General features: G+C 62.2%; 14 protein-coding genes, 1 tRNA gene and 1 pseudogene. 6 read left to right on the top strand and 10 right to left on the bottom strand.

Annotated elements, in window-relative coordinates; all coding sequences use genetic code 11:
- Window positions 1-127: 127 nt before the first annotated feature.
- The 7 genes from HRQ64_RS03205 to HRQ64_RS03175 form a co-directional block, all read right to left on the bottom strand.
- Entirely contained in the window at window positions 128-1,117 is a 990-nt protein-coding gene (locus HRQ64_RS03205) for a bile acid:sodium symporter family protein (protein WP_172121994.1), read from the bottom strand.
- An 8-nt stretch (window positions 1,118-1,125) separates the two neighbouring features.
- Complete coding sequence (locus tag HRQ64_RS03200) at window positions 1,126-1,467, bottom strand: RidA family protein (protein ID WP_172121993.1); 342 nt, start codon at window positions 1,465-1,467, stop codon at window positions 1,126-1,128.
- Window positions 1,468-1,489: 22 nt separating this feature from the next.
- Window positions 1,490-3,079, bottom strand: coding sequence for a gamma-glutamyltransferase family protein (locus HRQ64_RS03195; RefSeq protein ID WP_172121992.1), 1,590 nt, complete (start codon window positions 3,077-3,079; stop codon window positions 1,490-1,492).
- A gap of 8 nt (window positions 3,080-3,087) precedes the next feature.
- On the bottom strand, window positions 3,088-4,776 hold the full coding sequence (locus HRQ64_RS03190) for a gamma-glutamyltransferase (protein ID WP_172121991.1): 1,689 nt from the start codon (window positions 4,774-4,776) through the stop codon (window positions 3,088-3,090).
- A gap of 115 nt (window positions 4,777-4,891) precedes the next feature.
- Window positions 4,892-6,412 carry a tripartite tricarboxylate transporter permease gene (locus tag HRQ64_RS03185; protein WP_172121990.1) on the bottom strand — a complete coding sequence of 507 codons (1,521 nt, stop codon included), beginning with the start codon at window positions 6,410-6,412 and terminating at the stop codon, window positions 4,892-4,894.
- Window position 6,413: 1 nt separating this feature from the next.
- Window positions 6,414-6,899 (bottom strand): tripartite tricarboxylate transporter TctB family protein, encoded by a 486-nt coding sequence (locus HRQ64_RS03180; RefSeq protein ID WP_172121989.1) that lies wholly within the window; start codon window positions 6,897-6,899, stop codon window positions 6,414-6,416.
- The gene (locus HRQ64_RS03175) at window positions 6,889-7,872 is read right to left on the bottom strand and encodes a tripartite tricarboxylate transporter substrate binding protein (RefSeq protein WP_172121988.1); all 984 of its coding nucleotides are present in this window, start codon (window positions 7,870-7,872) and stop codon (window positions 6,889-6,891) included. Before HRQ64_RS03175 ends, HRQ64_RS03180 begins: the two co-directional genes overlap by 11 nt.
- Before the next feature lie 322 nt (window positions 7,873-8,194).
- Between HRQ64_RS03175 and HRQ64_RS03170 the strand changes: the two genes are divergently transcribed.
- Genes HRQ64_RS03170 through HRQ64_RS20335 form a run of 4 tightly spaced genes read left to right on the top strand, consistent with a single transcriptional unit; the run spans window position 8,195 to window position 10,393 of the window.
- The gene (locus tag HRQ64_RS03170; protein ID WP_172121987.1) at window positions 8,195-9,355 is read left to right on the top strand and encodes an FAD-dependent oxidoreductase; all 1,161 of its coding nucleotides are present in this window, start codon (window positions 8,195-8,197) and stop codon (window positions 9,353-9,355) included.
- A gap of 44 nt (window positions 9,356-9,399) precedes the next feature.
- Window positions 9,400-10,047 (top strand): GntR family transcriptional regulator, encoded by a 648-nt coding sequence (locus tag HRQ64_RS03165; protein ID WP_172121986.1) that lies wholly within the window; start codon window positions 9,400-9,402, stop codon window positions 10,045-10,047.
- Between the two features lie 26 nt (window positions 10,048-10,073).
- Window positions 10,074-10,247 (top strand): heme-binding protein, encoded by a 174-nt coding sequence (locus tag HRQ64_RS20340; RefSeq protein ID WP_282568069.1) that lies wholly within the window; start codon window positions 10,074-10,076, stop codon window positions 10,245-10,247.
- The gene (locus HRQ64_RS20335; RefSeq protein ID WP_349236729.1) at window positions 10,238-10,393 is read left to right on the top strand and encodes a heme-binding protein; all 156 of its coding nucleotides are present in this window, start codon (window positions 10,238-10,240) and stop codon (window positions 10,391-10,393) included. Before HRQ64_RS20340 ends, HRQ64_RS20335 begins: the two co-directional genes overlap by 10 nt.
- A 321-nt stretch (window positions 10,394-10,714) precedes the next feature.
- Here the strand turns inward: HRQ64_RS20335 and HRQ64_RS03155 are convergent.
- A tRNA-Arg gene (locus HRQ64_RS03155) sits at window positions 10,715-10,791 on the bottom strand.
- Window positions 10,792-11,490: 699 nt separating this feature from the next.
- Here HRQ64_RS03155 and HRQ64_RS20040 point away from each other — a divergent pair.
- Window positions 11,491-11,835 (top strand): annotated as a pseudogene (locus HRQ64_RS20040) (lytic transglycosylase domain-containing protein); the annotation flags it as partial.
- Window positions 11,836-11,874: 39 nt separating this feature from the next.
- Here HRQ64_RS20040 and HRQ64_RS03145 read toward each other — a convergent pair.
- Both HRQ64_RS03145 and HRQ64_RS03140 read right to left on the bottom strand, forming a co-directional pair.
- The gene (locus HRQ64_RS03145; protein ID WP_172121984.1) at window positions 11,875-13,734 is read right to left on the bottom strand and encodes a PAS domain-containing protein; all 1,860 of its coding nucleotides are present in this window, start codon (window positions 13,732-13,734) and stop codon (window positions 11,875-11,877) included.
- Window positions 13,735-13,839: 105 nt separating this feature from the next.
- Complete coding sequence (locus tag HRQ64_RS03140) at window positions 13,840-16,179, bottom strand: PAS domain-containing protein (protein ID WP_172121983.1); 2,340 nt, start codon at window positions 16,177-16,179, stop codon at window positions 13,840-13,842.
- Between the two features lie 248 nt (window positions 16,180-16,427).
- On the opposite strand from HRQ64_RS03140, the gene polA reads away from it, so the two are divergent.
- Entirely contained in the window at window positions 16,428-19,334 is a 2,907-nt protein-coding gene (gene polA / locus HRQ64_RS03135; protein WP_172121982.1) for a DNA polymerase I, read from the top strand.
- Window positions 19,335-19,459: the final 125 nt, after the last annotated feature.

The raw sequence follows: 19,459 nt of genomic DNA, 5'->3' as shown, positions 1-19,459 counted from the left end.
GAAGGCACGAGCGCTACAATCTGTCCTGACTATCAGCAGCTTCATATGGTCAGACCCTGCAGGTAATCAGTGACGCCACTTTGCGTCTTATCACCGCAACGTCGCTAATTTTAGTGACAGCTCTTCATCACCCATATTTTTCCTTTTCTTGTTTGGAGGCCATGGCCTGTGCGATGATGGCGCAGGCGATAAGCTGGATCTGGTGATAGAGCATCAGCGGCAGGATGATTAAGCTCAGCGGACCGCCGGCGAATAGGATGTTGGCAATTGGCACACCCGAGGCGAGGCTTTTGGTCGAGCCGCAAAACACCATGGTCCTGTTGTCTTCGCTCTTGAAGCCGCTCAGCCGGCCAAGACCAAAGGTGATCCCAATGATTATCGCCAAGAGCAGGCCGACCAGGCCGATCAGTGAAAAAAGCTGGGTGGCATCGATTTGAGACCAGACCCCGGCGACCATCCCGGCGCTGAAAGCCAAATAAACGATCAGCAGGATAGAGCCGCGGTCCACCGTCAGCGAAATCAGGCGGTGACGGTTGATCCAGTCGCCGAGAAGCGGCCGGAGCAGTTGTCCCAGGCCGAAGGGCAGCACGATCTGGATGGCGATATTGACGACCGCCGCGCCATTGAGGCCTCCATCGCCGGCATTAAGGATCAGCGTTGCCAAGATGGGCGTAAGGATAACGCCCAGGAGGTTGGAAACCGAGGCGGCACAAACGCTCGCCGCCACGTTGCCGCGGGCTAGAGCAGTAAAGGCGATCGAGGACTGGACGGTCGATGGCAGAATACCGATGTAGAGCAGGCCAAGGGCCAGCTCATCGGTGATCAGGGAGCCGCCTAAAAACACCAGGGCCAAAGCCAAAAGCGGAAACATGACGTAGGTCAGGCCCACAATCGTCAGTTGCAGCCGCCAGTTGGCGAAGCCCGCGACGACCGCCTCGGTCTTGAGCTTCGCTCCATAAACGAAGAACAGCAGCGCCACCGCATAGTAGGCGACCTGCTTGACGATGTCGGCAAATGGCCCTCTTGCCGGAAACAAGAATGAAAACGCGACGGTACCCAGAAGCAGCAAAAGATAGGCGTCGACGCCGATTTTCCTGAGTTTTGCGAAGAGAGCCATGCTGGGTTCTATTGCGCTGCGGTAATGACGACTTCGATTAGGCGACGCGGATCACCCAAATCATCAACTCCAACCGTGCAACGACAGGGAAGGTCGTCACCTAGCCAGTCCAGCCAAGCGGTGTCCATATCCGGCTTCTTGCTCATTTCCGTGATATAGATCTGTGCTCGGATCAACTTGGTCTTGTTGGTACCGGCTTCCTTGAGCAGATCGTCTACCTTTTCGCAGATTTGGCGCGTCTGACCGCCCATGTCGGTGTCGATGTCGTCCGCGACCAGGCCCGACGTATAGACCACGCCACCATGAATGGTGACGGCATGCAGGGTCTTGCCCTGTTTGATGCGATTCATGAGATTCTTCTTGAGGTTGGGGTCAAAAGCCGACGGCCATGCCGTCCTTGCGATAGTCGGAACCACCGATATATCCGCTGTCCAGTCGATGGATGAGTTGCGCGCCGCCAAAGGCGAAACTGGCGTCTGGGCTCTCGCGCGTGGTCGCGTGGCCCAGGGCCTCCAGCGCCGCTACAGTTTCGTCCGGCATGGTCCACTCGATGGCAACGCTTTTGCCGCGAACATAACGCCAGCGTGGTGCATCGCTGGCTGCCTGCGGGTTTTGTCCATACAATTGGGTGCGCAACACCATCTGTACATGCCCCTGCGCCTGCATCGGCCCACCCATGACGCCAAAGCTCATCAGGGGCGCGCCATCGCGCATCAGGAAGCCTGGAATGATGGTGTGGAACGGACGCTTGCCGGGTCCGACTTGGTTTGGATGTCCCGCTTCGAGAGTAAAGCCGGAACCGCGGTTTTGCAGGTGTATGCCGGTGCCGGGGACGGCAATGCCTGAACCAAAGCCGGAATAGTTTGACTGGATATAGGACACCATCATGCCACTGGCATCCGCCGTCGTGATATAGACGGTGCCGCCGGCTGTGGGGGCGCCAGCGCCAAATTCCTGGGCCTGTCGCGGGTCGATCAGTGCGGCCCGGCGCTTGAGGTAGTCGCGATCGAGCAAGGCCTCAACAGGCACTTTCATGAAGGTTGGATCGGAAACGTAGCGCTCCGCGTCTGCCATGGCCAGCTTGATTGCTTCGATCTGGAAGTGAAAAGACTGAGCACAGTCGCAGCCGGAATCTCCGACGGGCAGGTGTTCCAGCATGCCGAGCGCCATCAGTGCGACGATGCCCTGCCCATTGGGCGGTATTTCGTGCAGCGCCACGTCGCCAAAAGGCATCTCGATGGTGCCACACCAGTCGTTGCTGTGACTGGCGAGGTCTGCTGCCGTCAAGACTGCGCCGTGCTGAGCCGCGAACTCAGCAATCTTATGGGCCAGTTCGCCAAGGTAGAACGCTTCGCCCTTGCTCTCGGCGATGGCCCGAAGCGATGCGGCCAGTGCGGGGTTGCGGAACAGCTCTCCGGGTTTGGGGGCTCGGCCGTCAACGAGAAATGTCTCGGCAAATCCAGGGTGCTCCGCCAGCGTCGCAGCGCCCTTGCTCCAGAGTGCGGCAATGGTTGGCGAAACCGCAAAGCCATCTTCGGCATAGTCGATGGCGGAGCTGAGTAGGCTAGCGAAATCGAGTTTGCCGAAACGCGCGGAAAGATCCACCCAGGCGGACACGGCGCCGGGAACCGTGACGCTCTCCCATCCACGACCGGGCATTTTGGTGTGGCTGGCAAAGCGATCGGGGGTCCAGGCGGCAGGCGAACGACCGGAAGCGTTGAGGCCATGCAGTTGCTTGCCGTCCCAGACAATGGCGAAGGCATCGCTGCCCAACCCATTGCCGGTCGGCTCAACGACCGTTAGCGTCGCTGCCGCGGCAATGGCGGCGTCCATGGCATTGCCGCCCCTGGCAAGGACCGCAAGCCCGGCTTGCGCCGCCAAGGGCTGAGACGTCGCCACCATGTTACGTGCCATGACCGGACGACGTGGTGCGCCATAGGGCATCGAGTAGGAAAATTTCATGCTAGTGCTCACCAAGCCAGTGCCGCGGTAGGCCGGCGCGGGTCGGCCCCACCTTCAAGCACCCCGCGCTTTTCATCTGCCAGGATTGTGCAGACAGCCCCGGCGGTCCACTCCCAATCCGGCCAGTTCTGCACATCGTGACCAAGCGCTGAAAGACCATTGGCAATAGCCGCATCGATCCGCCCTTCAAGCTTGAGCAGCCCCGGATCGTAAGAATGCGGAGCGGATGAGCGTGGATAGCTGAACGTGGCAAACCGGGGTGCTTCCACCGCGTCCTGCGGGGTCATGCCGAATACATGCATATTTAGCGCCACTTGCAGGATTGCCTGTGGCTGCACGTCATTACCCGGAGAGCCAATGGGCTGAACAAAATGGCCTGGCTTGCAAAGAATGACAGGATTGGGCGTCAGTCTTGGCCTCCGGCCTGGTCCGACGACTGCCGGAGCGTCCGCCTCGACCCAGGATTGCACCCCACGCGCCGATGGCACGAAACCAAGCCCGGGAATAACCGGCGCACTGGCCGAGCCATCGCTCGGGGTGGCCGAAAAAGCATTGCCTAGCTTGTCGACGACGCAGATGTAGGAAGTGTCAAGCTGGTCCGCTTCGTCAGCGGATCGAGCCGGCTGCGCCATCGGAGCCGCAAAGCCAAGCGCGTCGCCAGGCTTAGGCATGCCGGGTGATGCGCTCGTCATCGATATGGCCCGGGCCCGCTCCGCCAGATATCGCGGCGAGATCATCTGATGATAGGGCACGTCGACGAAATCGGGATCCCCGACATAAGCATGCCGATCTGCATAGGCGAGCTTGAAGCTTTCGGTCAGACGGTGGATGTAGTCGATGCTGTTGTGCCCCAGGGTGCTCAGATCATGTCCATTGAGCATGCCGGCCGTCTGGGCCAGCACGGGCCCCTGGCACCAGGGCCCGCAGGTGAAAAGATCGATATCGCCAAGCCGCGTCGGTTTGACTTCTTCCACTTGGACGGCGAAGTCGGCCAGATCGCGCGAACGCAGCCAACCACCATTTTCCGTGTTGTACTGAACGATGCGGGCAGCGATGTCGCCGCGGTAAAACGCGTCGCGGGCAGCGCGAAGGCCCGCCAGGCGGTCGCCGGTTGCTAATGCGGTTTGTTCCTCATCGATCATGTACTGGATCACCCCGGCTAGGTCCGTTTGAACGAACTTCTCGCCGACCGCCGGCGCCCTTCCGCCTGGTAGGTAAATGGCAGCGTTGGCTTCATAGCTATTATAATCGTCGCGATGCTTGCTGATGATCTCGTGCATCAGTGAGGGCATAGGAAAGCCATCGCGCGCAAAGCGCAATGCCGTGCCGGCGACCTCGCCATAGGTCATGCTTCCAAATTTTTCGAGCGCCGCGATCCAGGAAGCCGGGGCCGCGGGGACCACCGTTCGCAGCACGCCGCGCGGAATGCGGCCGCCATATCGATTGCGGAACACTTCGACATCTGTTGCCGCTGGCCAGTGCCCGACGCCGGCAAAGGTCCACGTGCGGCCCGTTTCGCCCATCCGCACCATAATTGGCGCCACGCCGCCAAAACCGACGTACTCGCTCTGCACCACGCCAAGCGCGATGCCGCCTGCAACACCTGCATCCACAGCGTTTCCGCCCGCTTCCAGCACTTGGAAAGCCGCTTGCGCCGCAAGATAATGTCCCGCGGCGACCGAGTGGGTGTGCCCCATGACTCGTGTACGGTGAGGAGCGACACTGGCTCCACTGTTATGGTCCGAATTTTGCACTGCGTTCTCCTAGGTGGCCGAAACGTCGGCACCGCTGGAGCGCCGATCGGAAGGGTAATCAGGCGTCTTCCTCGAGTGCCTCGAACTTCTGCGACACATCTTTACGGAACACGCGCAGCAACACGACTGCCGCCAGGATTAGGATGGTCCCGGCCCACAAGGCGCCCGCAATTGGGCGTTCGACGAAATAGGTGAGATCACCACGCGACAGGAACAGGCCCTGGCGCATGTGCTTTTCGATCTCGGGACCGAGGATGAAACCTAGGATCAGCGGTGAAAGGCTGAAGCCAAGCTTGTTCAGGAAGTATCCGGCCCCGGCTGCACCAGCCAGCAGATAGACGTCCACCATATTGTGCCGGACGCTATAGGTGCCCACCGTGGCGATCACCAGAACAAAGGCGCCAAGCAGCCAGGTCGGGACCCTGAGCATGGACACCCAAATCCCGATCATCGGGATATTGAGCACCAGCAGCATGATATTGCCGACAAACATCGAGGCAATCACGCCCCAAAAGATGTCGGGGTGTTGCGTCGGCAGCAATGGCCCGGGCTGGATACCGTGGATCATTAGTGCCGCCAGGATCAGGGCCAATGTGGCGGAGAACGGCAGTCCCAGCGATAGCACCGGAATCATGCCCGAAGTTGCGGCGGCATTGTTGGCCGCTTCAGGCCCGGCGACGCCCTCAATGGCGCCTTTGCCCATTTCTTTGCGACCGATAGCAAATTTCTTTTCCACCTCATATGAGGCGTACGAGGAAAGAGCTGCGGACGGACCGGGCAGCAGCCCGAACACGAAGCCGATCAGCGAGCCTCGGCCCCAGGGACCCCAAGAGCGGCGCCATTCGTCGCGGCTGGGCAGCATGTCGCGCACCCGGATTTTCATGACTTTAGGAGGCGCTTTTGGATTTTCGACCATCCGCAGGATTTCGGCGATACCAAACAGCCCGATCGCGATAGCCGTCAGCTCTAGCCCCGCAATGAGCGGAAAGTAGCCAAAGGTAAATCTGGTAACCGAACTGACCGCTTCCTGCCCGATCGTGCCGGCAACGATACCGATCATGAGCGGAAAAACATTACTAACGAGATTGCCGCCAGACACGCGCGACAACACGATCAACCCGCACGTCATCACGGCAAAAAATTCGGCGGGACCAAAACTCAGCCCAAACCGAGCCAGCCAGGGCGCCCAAAGGGTCACCAGGATAAGCGAAATAAAGCCCGCGATTGCCGAGCCGATCGCCATGATAAAAAGCGTAGGGCCAGCACGGCCTTTCTGGGTGAGCGGATACCCATCGAGCGTCGTGATCACCGAGGCCGTCTCGCCGGGCACATTGAGCAGCACTGACGTGGTCGAGCCGCCGTACATACCGCCATAATATATCCCCGCGATCATGATGATTGCCGCGGTGGGGCTCATGGCATAGGTAAACGGCAAGATGAGCGCTGCGCCGCCTAGCGGTCCAAGCCCGGGAAGAACGCCAACGGCCGTTCCCAGCGCCGCTCCGATCAGCGCTGCCAGGAGGTTTTCAGGCATCAGGGCGATGCCGAAGCCCTGCATCAATCCAAGAAGAGCGTCCATTTTATCCCCAGAGCGATGTCGGCAGGCGTACGCCCAGAACAAAGACGAAAATCGCCCAGATCAGCAGGGTAAGGCCGATGCCGCTGGCCGCAGCCTTGAACCAGGAAATCTTGCCCACGATGCGCGTATAGAAGGTAACCAGAAGGGGCGTTGCGACGATGAAACCGGCGACGTTCAGCAACGCCACATAAAGGACGAAGGCGCCAAAGGCGGTGGCAACGCGCCGAAGATCCTTGCCTGTGGGAAATGCTGTCGTTCCGGCCACGCGGCTCCACAAAGCGCCGGCGATGACGGCAACGCTGACGAGCGCCAGGATACTGCCGACGACGACCGGGTAAATCCCTGGTCCTGGTGCATTCATCCGGCCCAGTGGCAAGGTGCGCGCTTCAAATAGATAAATCAGGGCGAAGATCAGCCCGAACGTACCGGCCGCAGCGCGGCCGATACGCCAGGTTCTTATGTCCTGGATGGATTTCTCAGTTGGCACTTAGCTCACCGAAGCTGTCGAGGTCGGCCATGAGCTGAGCCCGGTACTCTTCGGAATTGGCAGGATCGACGAGGTAGCTGTCCGCTTCCAGCACGGCCAGGAACTCGGGGTCCTGCATGATCTTTGCGTGCGACTGCTCGAGGATCGCGACGATATCTTCAGGCACGCCGGCCGGTGCGATAATGCCTGACGAATCCTGCAGGTATTTCATGCCCGGATAGTCTTCCGCAGTGATCACCTCGAAACCGTCAATGGTTTCTTCCTCGGAATTGGCAAAAATGGCGAGCGGTCGCAGATCGCCCGATGCAATCTGACCACGAACGCTAGACGCGTTCACCGAAACGCCGTCGACAATTCCTCCCATCGCGGCGACGACAGCCTCGGCACCGCCACCGGCAAAGGGAACGATATTGAACTGCACGCCTGCCGCCTCCTGGAACTGTTGGAGCTGCATGTCCTTGACATTGCCCGCGCCGCCTACCGCAATCGAGAGCACGCCAGGATCGGCCTTCGCGGCCTCGACAAACTCGGCGAACGTTTGCCAGGGCGCGTTGCCGCTGACCGACACGGTGCCCGACTGGTGGCCGATCCCGCCGATAGTGGTGAAGTCTTCGGCGCTCCTGTAGGGCAGGCCGGCATTGTTGTTTGGCGCGATCGCCAGGGGCGAATTGTGCCCGTAGCCCAGAGTATAGCCATCGGGGTCGGCGCCAAAGACTTCCACAGTGCCGATCGTGCCCGAGCCACCCGGGGAATTGGAAATGACGACGGTGACGCCTAGGTCTTCACTCAACAGAGCAGCATATTGGCGCGCGAGAATGTCCCCCGAGGCGCCGGGCGCATATGGCACGATCAGCGTGATGTCACGCATTGGATAAGCGTCTTGCCCTGCGGCGGTTCCGCCGGTGGCCAGTAGGCCAGCAAAAGCGGCTGCAAGCGCGGAGAACCCGCGGCGATTAAAGATCGATGTTTGCACGAACGTTCCTTCCCATGATGTAGGTGCCGGATTCCTCCCTCCGGCATTGGTAAACCTGAAGCTCCTCAACGATAGTGCCCGGCATCCAAACTAAACGCGGCTGCAACCCCCCCTGATCATCCGTCTATGTTGACTGTCCGGCTGTCTGACAAGACTAGACTAGACACAGCTTTTGCATGTGGTCAACGGCTAAGCACAACGATTTTTTGCCCATATAGAGTGCAATCTTGACTTGCCTTCGCCGAGCATCGTAGGGCTGTATGACAGTCAGACGTGCAGTGGCCGCAAGGCGTTTTTTTGCTGGTAAGGGAGTGCGATTGTCATGAATGTAGCAGTCATCGGGGCAGGGGTGATTGGCGCCACTGTGGCAGCACGGCTAGCGCAAAAAGGTGCTGCAGTAACGCTGATTGAGCAGGCGACTCCTGGCTCTGGCACAACCAGCACGTCCTATGCCTGGATCAATTCCAACGGCAAGGAACCCCCCGCCTATTACAATCTGAACCTGGCCGGCCTCCAAGCGCATATGCGGCTGTCACCCAAGGACGAGACCGGCTGGCTGGGATTGGGTGGCCATGTCGAATTTGCTGTCGACGATCATCACCGCGACAATCTCGCCGCGCGCGTAAAGCGGCTGCAAGGCTGGGGGTATGGAGCAGAAGACATCAGCCCTGAACAGGCGCAGACGCTGCTTCCAGACGTGCGCTTGCCCAAGGGGATCCAGCGCATCGCCCATTACACTGACGAAGCCTATGCCTATCCGGCGAAATATCTGGCCTTCATGCTGACCGAGGCGCGCCAGGCCGGTGTCGAAATGCGCACCGGTGTCGAAGTGACGTCCTTCGAACCCGAGGGCGACGCAACAGCTTTGACGCTGTCCGACGGTTCAACCTTGCGCGTCGATAAGGTGGTTTCCGCCGCCGGGCGCTGGACTCGCTCGGTTGCGGCCTTGGCGGGGGTTGACGTCCCCGTGCGCGAATTCACCGAGCCAGGCGATGTCGTTGTCGGCTACTTGGCGGTGACCAATCCGCTTCCTGTGCAGCTTTCGCGTCTGATAACCAGCCCTTGGCTCAACGTCCGGCCAGCTGGTGGCGGCCGGCTGATGCTGCAGGCGCTGGATCTCGACGCCACTGCCGATCCGCGCAATGTTCCCGACCCGGATTCGCGGCTGGCCCGAACCTTTTTGGAGCGCCTGCGCGCTTTGCTCGCAAATACCGAAGGCGCGCGGATCGAGACCATCATGGTCGGCCAGCGCGTCATGCCGGAAGACGGGCGCACCATCGTGGGCCCGGCCCCAAACCTGCCTTGGCTCTATGTCGTAGCCACGCATTCCGGGATAACCCTTGCCCCTTACCTTGGCGAGGCTATAGCTGCAGAACTGTTTGGGGAAAAACAGGATGCTTTTGAAGAATTCCGTATTGAACGTTTCATGACTGACACGACATATGGCCAGCCTTATGCACCGCGGAAGCCCGGGGAGCAGTAAGGGGATTTGCAGAGGGCGTGATCTGATGTCGAGCGGAAGCGATCATGCGCGTTAAACGTGAGACTATTGCCGAACAATGCATAGAGCTGCTGCGCGGCGATATCTTTGAACGCCGCTTGCTGCCGGGCGCTGTTCTCACCGAAGAAGCGCTGGCCCGCAATATGGGCGTGTCCCGAGCCACGGTTCGAGAGGTCCTTAATACCCTCACCGTCGAGGGAGTGCTGACGCGCAATCCGAGCACCCGCAGTCTTTCGGTGACGCGGCTGGGCGCCGAACAGATCCGCGAAATATACCGGGCTCGTCGGCTCTTGGAAGCCGGTGGCATTCTAGCCTATGCCGATCTTGAGGACGCAGCGCTTGAGCCTTTGATCATCGCAACCAATAAACTGCTCGCGAGTATCGACGCCGGTGATCACCATCAGATCATCAAGCATGACATCGACTGCCATCTGGCGATTGCAGGGCTGACAGGGTCCTCCGATCTCACGGAATTCTACCGCGGTCTTCTGGCCAAGTTGCAGTTGGCCATGGCCGAGGTCACCCGCTCACACGAATACGACATGCAAGTTCTCCGCCACGACCATGTCCTTCTCGTTGACCTGCTCAAGCAACGCCGGATCGGGGAAGCTGAGGTACTGGTCAAAGACCGCATTGATCGCGCAGAAAAACACCTGCTCGCCGCCGCTAGCTGATCGCACGGCCCGCTACGACCTTTTCAATGATAACTTTGTCTCGTCTCGACACTGCCCGCAAGATTTTGGAGGGCGCGCGCGATAAGTCCACATCCATCGGCGTACCTATGTGCATTGCTGTCGCCGACGAGAGCGGCAATCTGATCGCGTTCGACCGCATGGATGGCGGAAAAAAAACACCAGCAACACGATCGCCATAGACAAGGCATTCACCGCAGGTGCCGCGCGCAAGGCTACGCATGGATACGGCACAGCGAGCCAGCCCGGAGCCCCCGCGCACGGCATCGCGTCTGCAATCGGAGGCAGGTGGATGGTAGTCGGCGGGGGTCTGCCCGTTCTCGTCTAAGGAGAGGTAATTGGCGCACTCGAGGTCAGCTCTAGCTCGCCGCAACAGGGCTCAGAAGTAGCGCAAGCAGGCGTTGACCACTCCGTCGGGCGAGGCGACGGCAGCGTTTAAGAAACGCCAAAGGTCTTGAGACGGCTGCAATGGGGCCGGGTCGAAAGCCGGCTATGCTGCTGATTTCCAAGGTGCGCTCGCCAGCACTGTTGAAAGCAAGGGCTTCCCCAAGCCTTGGAAATGAGCGTGCTCTCCCCCAGCTTTTCACCCGTTATGTGGGACGCTAGTGTGGGAGAGTGAGTGACAAACTCGCTAATTCATTGAAGTTATTGGCGCACCCGACACGATTCGAACGTGTGGCCTCTGCCTTCGGAGGGCAGCGCTCTATCCAGCTGAGCTACGGGTGCATCCGTGGGGCGGGACTCAGGAGCCCCGGCTGAACAGGGCGCAACCTAGCCAATGCCGGCAGGCGGCGCAACGGGGTGTCGCAACAATTCTGCCGGGCCGGAACCCCGCCGCCCATCCCAGTCGCCCATCTCCTTGATCCCCTTTACCTGCATGGGCCGAGCGAAGCTGCAGCTTAAATCCCCTTTGCCTGCCTGGGCTGAGCCAAGCTGCTTGCTGGTTTCCCAATCTAGGTGCAGATGGCGTTCGCGATCAGCCGGCTCCACCTGCCTCTGCCGCCGCGCCGCGTAACGGCTGCTCCTCGCCCTTGGGCCACACCACGCCGGGGTCACAGGCTCCGGCAACGCTGCCGCTTGGGCGCAGCATGCCGCATCAGCACTATCTCCCCACCCTCTCCGCCCAAAAACTGCCATGAAGCTGCCCTTTTCGGGCCCTATGGCCAATTTGAGCAAAAACAGTAAGATGGCGCCATGATCGACCTTTCCGCTCCCCGACAGGCCAGTTCGCGCGCCCGCGCCGCTTCAGCCGGAGCTGCCCTCATGCTGGCGCTGCTGCTGGCGGGCTGTTCCATGGGCTCCATCAAACCGGCCCCCGCTACCGCGGCGATTGCGGCGCTCGCGCCCACCAAGGCCGGCCATGTGCCCCGGGCGGATGCCATTCCCCCCGCCCCCGCCGCCTTGGCTTATGCCGGCAGTGGCAGCGGGCTCAATGGCATGATCGGCTATTATGCCAGGGCCTATGATGTGCCCGAACGCCTCGTGCACCGGGTGATCGTGCGCGAGAGCAAATATAACCCCGCCGCCCGCAACGGGCCCTATATGGGCCTGATGCAGATCAGCCACGCCACGGCGCGAGGCATGGGTTATCGCGGCTCGGCCGCGGGCCTGCTCGATGCCGAAACCAATCTGCGCTATGCAGTGAAATATCTGGCCGGCGCCTATATCACCGCCAGGCGCAGCGAAGACCGCGCCATGCGCTTTTATGCCAGCGGCTATTATTACGACGCCAAGCGGCAGGGCCTGCTCGAAGAAGCGGGCTTGCGCTAACGCCCCACGCCGCGCTGGCGCGGCGTTACTCCCCCATCTTTAGCCCACCGCCACCCGTGCGACGGCGATCCGCGCCCGGCACACCAGGCCCGTGGGTGCATAGATCAACTCGGCCCGGCCCAGATTGCTGGCCAAGCCCCGCTCGATCAGGCGCGAGCCAAAGCCTTTTTGCGTGGGTTCCTGCACCGGCGGGCCACCCCATTCGCGCCATTCCCAATCAACGAACGCCACCCCCGTTTCAAGGTCCTCGCGCCGTTCACTCCAGGTGATGTCGACCCCGCCGCCCGGAACGCTCAGCGCGCCATATTTGAGCGCGTTGGTGGCCAGTTCATGCAGCATCAGCCCCAGGGCCAGCACGGCCTTGGGCGTCAGCTCGAGATTGGGGCCTTCGACGCGGAAGCGCCCAAAGGTTTCGCTGTGCAGCTGCGTTGCTGCCGCGACCACATCGGCAATGCCGGCGGCCACGCTGCCATGGGTCAAGAGGTCCTGCGCCTGCCCCAGCGCCACCAGCCGCGCGCCGATCGCGTCGCGTGCTTCGGGCAGGGACGGCGCCGTGCGCAGGGTCTGGGTGGCGATGGCATGCACCATGGCCAGCATGTTCTTGATCCGGTGCGCTGATTCCTGGGCGATCAGCGACAACTGCAGTTCGGCATCCTTGCGCTCGGTCAGGTCGAAGGCTGCACCCAGCACACGCTCGGGCTCGCCCTCCTTGTTGCGGACCACCACGGCCTGGCGGGCAATCCAGCGCACGCCTGTTGGGGTGAGCACCCGGTATTCGGTGCGCCGGAACCCCTCATCCATGCCGGGGCTCGGCTCGATCACCAGCAGTTCGCGATCCTCGGGATGCACCACTTCAGCAAATTCGGTGATGGGCAGCTCGGGCCGGTTGGGATCAAGGCCATAAAGGCGCAAAAAGGCGGGGGAGCCGCTGACGAGATTGGTGGCGAGGTCCCATTCAAAAGTGCCGACGCCGCCCGCTTCCTGCGCGAGGGTCAGGAATTGGGTTTCGCGCTCGAGCGCCTTTTCCACGCGCTTGAGCTCGGTGATGTCGTGGCCTTGCGCAAAAATCCCCACCACTTCCCCATCCGCCCCACGAATGGGCTGGTAGATGAAGTCGAGAAAGGCTTCCGTAGGCGGCGCGCCCGGGCTTTTCTGCAGCCGGATCGGCACGCCGCGCCCCACATAGGGCTCGCCGCTGCGGCGCACGGTGTCGAGCAGCTCGAGAAAGCCTTGTTCCACCACTTCGGGCAAGGCATCGGCAACGCGCCGGCCCAGCAGTTCGCGATGGCCCACCAGCTGCAGATAGGAGGCATTGGCCAGCTCGAACACATGCTCGGGCCCGCCGACCACCGCCATGAAGCTGGGGGCCTGTTCAAACAGGCGCCGGACATGGCTGGCCTGCGCCGCTAATTCGTCGTTCTGCGCCTGCACCGCGGCGGCTCGGTCCAACAGGCCCGCCTGCCACTGATTGCCCGCGCCATCGCCCTGGCGCAGCCGCTCCAGTTCGGTCACATCGGTGGTGTGCTGCAGGATAAAGGCCATGCGCCCGTCTTCACCCATGATGGGTGTATGGGTGGCGCTCCAATAGCGGACCTGCGCGGGCTCGCCGGGGCGGCTGGTATCATAGGGCACCAGCGCCATGTGATCGGGCTGCCCGTCAGCGAGAACCTTGTTGAGCGAAGCGCGCAGCAGGCGCCCGCCTAGGGAAGCGGGATCGGAGGGGAAAGCGTCAAACAGCTGCTTGCCGGTGATTTCCTCGCGGGTGCGGCCGGTGACGCGCAGATAGGCCTCATTGGCCCCGACAATGGTCAGGTCGAGGTCGAGAACAACATAGGGGTTGGGGGCGGCATTGAACAATGCCGCCAGGTCGATCCCAGCAAAACTTGATGCGCGAAACACACGGCCTCCGGCCAATTCGTGCTGTCGCCGAGCCCCGCGACATCAACAACAGCATCTTGGCGCGGCTATAATGATCAGCCCAGCCGATTTGGCAAGCTCTGACCGCTAGGCGAGCAGGCGCGCCAGGTGTGAGGCGAGGTCCGACTGCTGGTACGGCTTGGCCAGCCGGGGCAGGTCCACGGGGGTGCCATTGGGCAGGTCCGCATAGCCAGTGGCCAACAGGATAGGCAGGTCCGGGCGCAGTTCGCGCGCCTTGGTGGCCAGCTCAACCCCGGTCATGCCGGGCATGGCAAAGTCGGTGATGAGGGCGTCGATCTGGCGGCCACTGGCGATGATCTCCAGCGCCTGCTTGCCCGAATAAGCCTCAAGCGCGGTATGGCCGAGATCCTCGATCATATCGACAGTGTTCATGTTGATGAGCGCGTCGTCATCAACCACGAGAATGGTGGATGCGGGGGTTTCGAAGCTAGCAGGCTCCAAGGGGAGAACCTCCGTGACGGGTGCAGAAGAAACAGGCAGCCACAGCGCGGCCGTGGTGCCTTGATTGGGCTGGCTGGCAAGGTGCAGGGCGCCGCCGAGCTGAACGGCCAAACCGTGCACCATCGACAAGCCCAGTCCAGTACCTTTGCCGAGTTGTTTAGTCGAGAAAAATGGCTCAATTGCGCTCTTGAGCGTCTGCGCGTCCATTCCGGTGCCGGTATCGTGCACGCAAAGGCGCAAAAACGAGCCGCGCAGCCCCATTGTGCCCGAAGCGCCATCGCGTTCGGTCAGGGTAATGGTCAGCGTGCCCCCCTCGGGCATGGCGTCGCGCGCATTGACGGTCAGGTTCAAAATCGCCAGTTCGAGCTGGTTGGCGTCGACCTTTGCGGGCGGCAGATTGGGCGTGATGTCCATGTCGAGCGTGATCAGCGGTCCAACCGAGCGCTCGATCAGTCCGCGCATATTCTCGAGCAGCGCTGAAAGATCGGTGGGTTCGGGCCGCAGGTCTTGCCGGCGGGCAAAGGCCAGGAGGCGCGAGGTCAGCGAAGCGCCGCGCTGGGCGCCCTGCATGGCGCCATCAACGAAGCGCTGCAGCTGCGGGTCGGGCGGCAGGCGCTTGCGCAGGAGTTCGAGATTGCCCTGCACGGCTGCAAGCAGATTGTTGAAGTCGTGGGCGACGCCGCCGGTGAGCTGTCCGATGGTTTCCATTTTCTGGGCCTGGCGCAATTGCTCCTCGGCCCGGCGGCGGTCGGTGATGTCGCGGAAAAACGCCGCCCCGCCCACCACGCTGCCATCGCCCCCACGCAGCGGCGCGTGCTGGCTTTCCAGCACCACCGTGCCGGCCTGGGCGGTGGCGAGTTCCACTTCTTCCACCGGCCCGGCAATTCCGGCCAGGGCCTCGCGCAGCCGGGCTTCGATGCTGTCATCATCGGCCCCGCCAATGGCGTCCACCAGTGGCCGGCCCAGCACAGCAGCCGCTTCGCGGCCAAACAAGCGCTCCATCACCGGGTTCCAGATGGTCACCTGCAGCGCCGTGTCATAAGCGACGATGCCCGCCGGCACCCCGGTCATCAGCAATTCGGACAGCGCCCGTTCGCCGCGCAGGGCCTCCTGGGTGCGCTCGCGTTCCGAGGCCAGGGCAAAGAGCAGCTTTTCGCGCTCGGTTTCGGCCGACTTGCGCTCGGTGATTTCGGTGGACACCCCGACCACGGTTTGCGGCTTGCCCCAGCGATCATTGAGCACCCGGGCCTGGGCTTCCACCCAATGCTCGGAGCCATCCGGCCAGGTCACGCGATATTCGATCACGAGATCGGCGCCGGTGCGGATCGTGTCCTCGAGCGCGCGCTGCACCCGGCGCTGGTCGGGCAGCGACACCGCTTCCACCAGATCGGCGAAAAGAAAGGTCTGCTCGGGCCGCCGGCCGTAATTGGCCTTGAACTGATCCGAGCCCGTCAGCACCAGGTCCTCGATATCGAGCTCCCAGGAGCCCATGCGACCCGCCAGCAGCGCGGTTTGCAGCCGCTGCTCGCTTTGCCGGACATCGTCGAGATAGCGTCTTGCCAGATATTGGCGGCGCCGGCCGCGCAGCGCATTGCTGACCACATTGACCAGCGCGCGGGGATGAAACGGGCGATCCAGGAAAATGACGTTGGCGAGCGAAGCCTGAAGGCTATTGTGAAACGGGCTGTCGGCCGGAAGGGCAGTCAGTTGGGTCAGCACCACAAAGGGGAAATCGGACCAGGAGGGTTGGTTGGCGACCCAGACCAGCAGGGGGTCCAGATTCTCGTCGCGCAGCATTTCATCGGCGACAAGGGCGACGCCCGCGCCTTCATGCAAGCCGGCAACGAGTTGGTCGAGCGTGTCGACCGGCGTTGCCGCCCAGCCGGCCTCATCGAGCAGGTCGACCGCCAGCAGGCGGTCAGGACCGCGCGGCACCAACACCAGGGCGCGTTCGGAGTTGATCACGCCGACCTGCCTTGCGCAGCCGCGCCAGTGACAAATTTCTGCACCCAAACCTGGGTGCGCCGACAGCTTGACGTCGCCAGCACTAGTTCTGCGGAACGCACGAGGTTACCGAATGCATACTTCCCCCTGATTGACCTCGAACGCACTGCGCCCCATTTGGTTGCAACATTGTGCGGCAACTTGGAGCGCTTGGTCCCCTGCCCTATCTGCTTTAAGGTTGAGGCTCACTTCGTTCGGAATCGCTTTTCATGCATCTGCTGCTCGTCGACGGCTCGGCCTATATTTTTCGCGCCTTCCACGCCCTGCCCCAGCTCAACCGCAAATCCGATGGCCTGCCCGTCGGCTGCGTGCAGGGGTTCTGCAACATGCTGTTCAAGCTCACCGAGGATCTCAAGGGCGAGGACGAGCCGACCCATATGGCAGTGATCTTTGATCATTCCGCCAAGACCTTCCGCGACGATCTCTATAGCGAATACAAGGCGCATCGACCCTCTGCGCCCGAAGAGCTGGTGCCCCAGTTCCCCCTCACCCGCGCCGCCACCCGCGCCTTTGGCATTGCCTGCATCGAGCAGGAAGGCTGGGAAGCCGATGACATCATCGCCACCTATGCCTGCAAGATGCGCGCGGCCGGCGGCAAGGTCACCATCGTGTCCTCCGACAAGGATCTGATGCAGCTGGTCGAGCCCGATGGCTCCATCCGCATGCTCGACACCATCCCCCGCCCCGGCCAGCCGCCGCTGCGCTGGATCGGCGCCGAGGAAGTGTTTGCCAAATTCGGCGTTGGCCCCGACAAGGTGATCGAGGTGCAGGCCCTGTGCGGTGACAGCGTCGACAATGTCCCCGGCGTGCCCGGCATTGGCGTCAAGACCGCGGCCGAGCTCATCAATACCTTTGGCGATGTGGAAACGCTGCTGTCGCGCCTCGACGAGATCAAGCAGCCCGCCCGCCGGCAAAAGCTCGCCGACAATGCCGAGCTCGCGCGCATTTCGCGCCAGCTCGTAACCCTCTCCCAGGACGTGCCCGTCGAGCTGCCCATCGAGGCGCTTGAACGCACCCCCATCGATCCGGCGACCCTTTTCCCCTTCCTCAAGGCGATGGAATTTTACACCATCACCAAGCGCCTTGGCGGCCTCCTCGATGCCGACCCCGATGCCTATGAGCCCGATCCGGAGCTGCGCGCCGGCGGCCCGCAGGGCGTCAAGTCGACCGACCTCAGCGTCGCCCGCGCCAAGCTCAAGGCCCCGCAGGTCCCTGGCACCGGCCCGGCCCTGCATGCCCGCGCTGTCCACGACGCCATCAAGGCGATCCCGGTCGATTACGACGCCTATGAGATCGTCTCCACCCATGAGCAGCTGGCGGAGTGGATCAACCGCATCGCCCAGACCGGTTATGTCTCGATCGACACCGAAACCACCGGGCTTGATCCGCAAGCCGCCGATCTTGTGGGCATTTGCCTGTCCACTGCGCCGGGCAATGGCTGCTACATCCCCTTTGGCCACCGCAAGGCCGGCGACCTCCTCGACCAGGGGGGCCTCCTCGAAGGCCAGCTCCCGGCCCGCGAAGTGCTGGAAGCACTAAAACCCATGCTCGAGCACCCTTCCGTGCTCAAGATCGGCCAGAACATCAAATACGAGATCACGATGTTCGCCCGCCACGGCATCACGCTTGGGCCGGTCGACGACACCATGCTCATCTCCTATGCCCTTGATGGCGCGCGCTACAATGGCATGGATGTGCTGGCCGATGCGTGGCTCGGGCACAAATGCATTTCCTTTGGCGAGCTGGCCGGCACCGGCCGTAACCAGAAAACCTTCGACCAGCTCGAGATCGCCCCCGCCGCGCGCTATGCCGGCGAGGACGCCGACGTCACCCTGCGCCTCTGGCATATCCTCAAGCCCCGCCTTGTCGCGGAAAACGCCACCACGCTCTACGAGACCCTCGAGCGCCCGCTGGCGCCGGTGCTCTCGCGCATGGAATCGCGCGGCATTGCCGTGGATCGGGGCATGCTGTCGCGCCTGTCGGGCGAGTTCGCCCAGCGCGCCGCCGCCTTTGAGGCCGAAGCCCATGAACTGGCCGGCGAAAGCTTCAATCTCGGCTCGCCCAAGCAGCTTGGCGATATTCTGTTTGGCAAGATGAACCTGCCCGGGGGCTCCAAGACCAAGACCGGCGCCTGGTCCACCGGCGCCGATGTGCTCGAAGATCTCGCGCTAAAGGGCGTGCCGCTGGCGCGCACCATCGTGGAATGGCGCCAGCTAACCAAGCTGCGTGGCACCTATACCGACGCGCTCCAGACCTATATCAACCCGCGCACGGGGCGCCTTCACACCTCCTATAACCAGGCTTCGGTGCTGACAGGGCGCCTGTCCTCCAACGACCCGAACCTGCAAAACATTCCGGTGCGCACCGAGGACGGGCGCAAGATCCGCTCGGCCTTTGTCGCCGCCCCCGGCAAAAAGCTCATCTCCGCCGACTACAGCCAGATCGAGCTGCGCGTCCTCGCCCACATCGCCGATATCCAGGCGCTCAAGGATGCCTTTGAAGAAGGGCTCGACATTCACGCCATGACCGCCTCGGAAATGTTCGGCGTGCCGGTGGAAGGCATGCCCGCCGATGTCCGGCGCCGCGCCAAGGCGATCAATTTCGGCATCATCTATGGCATTTCGGCCTTTGGCCTGGCCAACCAGCTCGGCATCGGCCGCGGTGAAGCGGGCGATTACATCAAGACGTATTTCGAGCGTTTTCCGGGCATCAAGGACTATATGGACGAGCAGCGCCGCCGCGTGAAAGTGGATGGCTTTGTCACCACGCTCTTTGGCCGGAAAATCCAGTTCCCTAACGCCAATTCCCACAATCCGAGCGAACGCGCCTTTGTGGAGCGCGCCTCCATCAACGCCCCCATCCAGGGTTCCGCCGCCGACATCATCCGCCGCGCCATGATCCGCATGGAACCGGCCCTGGCGGAAGCCGGCATCGAAGCCGACATGCTCCTCCAGGTACATGACGAACTGATCTTCGAAGTCCCCGAAGGTACCGAAGCCGCCGCCATGCCGGCGATCAAGGCCGTCATGGAAGGCGCCGCCGAGCCGGCAGTGCGCTTGTCAGTGCCAATCCAGGTCGACGCACACGCCGCAAACAATTGGGACGAGGCGCACTGACACACCAGCAGCCTCTGCACCCCTCACCCACTCCCGATCTCACCCCGGCCTTGAGCCGGGGCCCATCTCGACATCTCTCCACCCGCCGCCAGCACTCGGAACCACCCCAGCACCTCAGGATGGAT

This window comes from Devosia sp. 919 (genome assembly GCF_013185965.1).
Lineage (GTDB): Bacteria > Pseudomonadota > Alphaproteobacteria > Rhizobiales > Devosiaceae > Devosia.
This window is presented reverse-complemented; position numbering and strand designations above follow the sequence as displayed.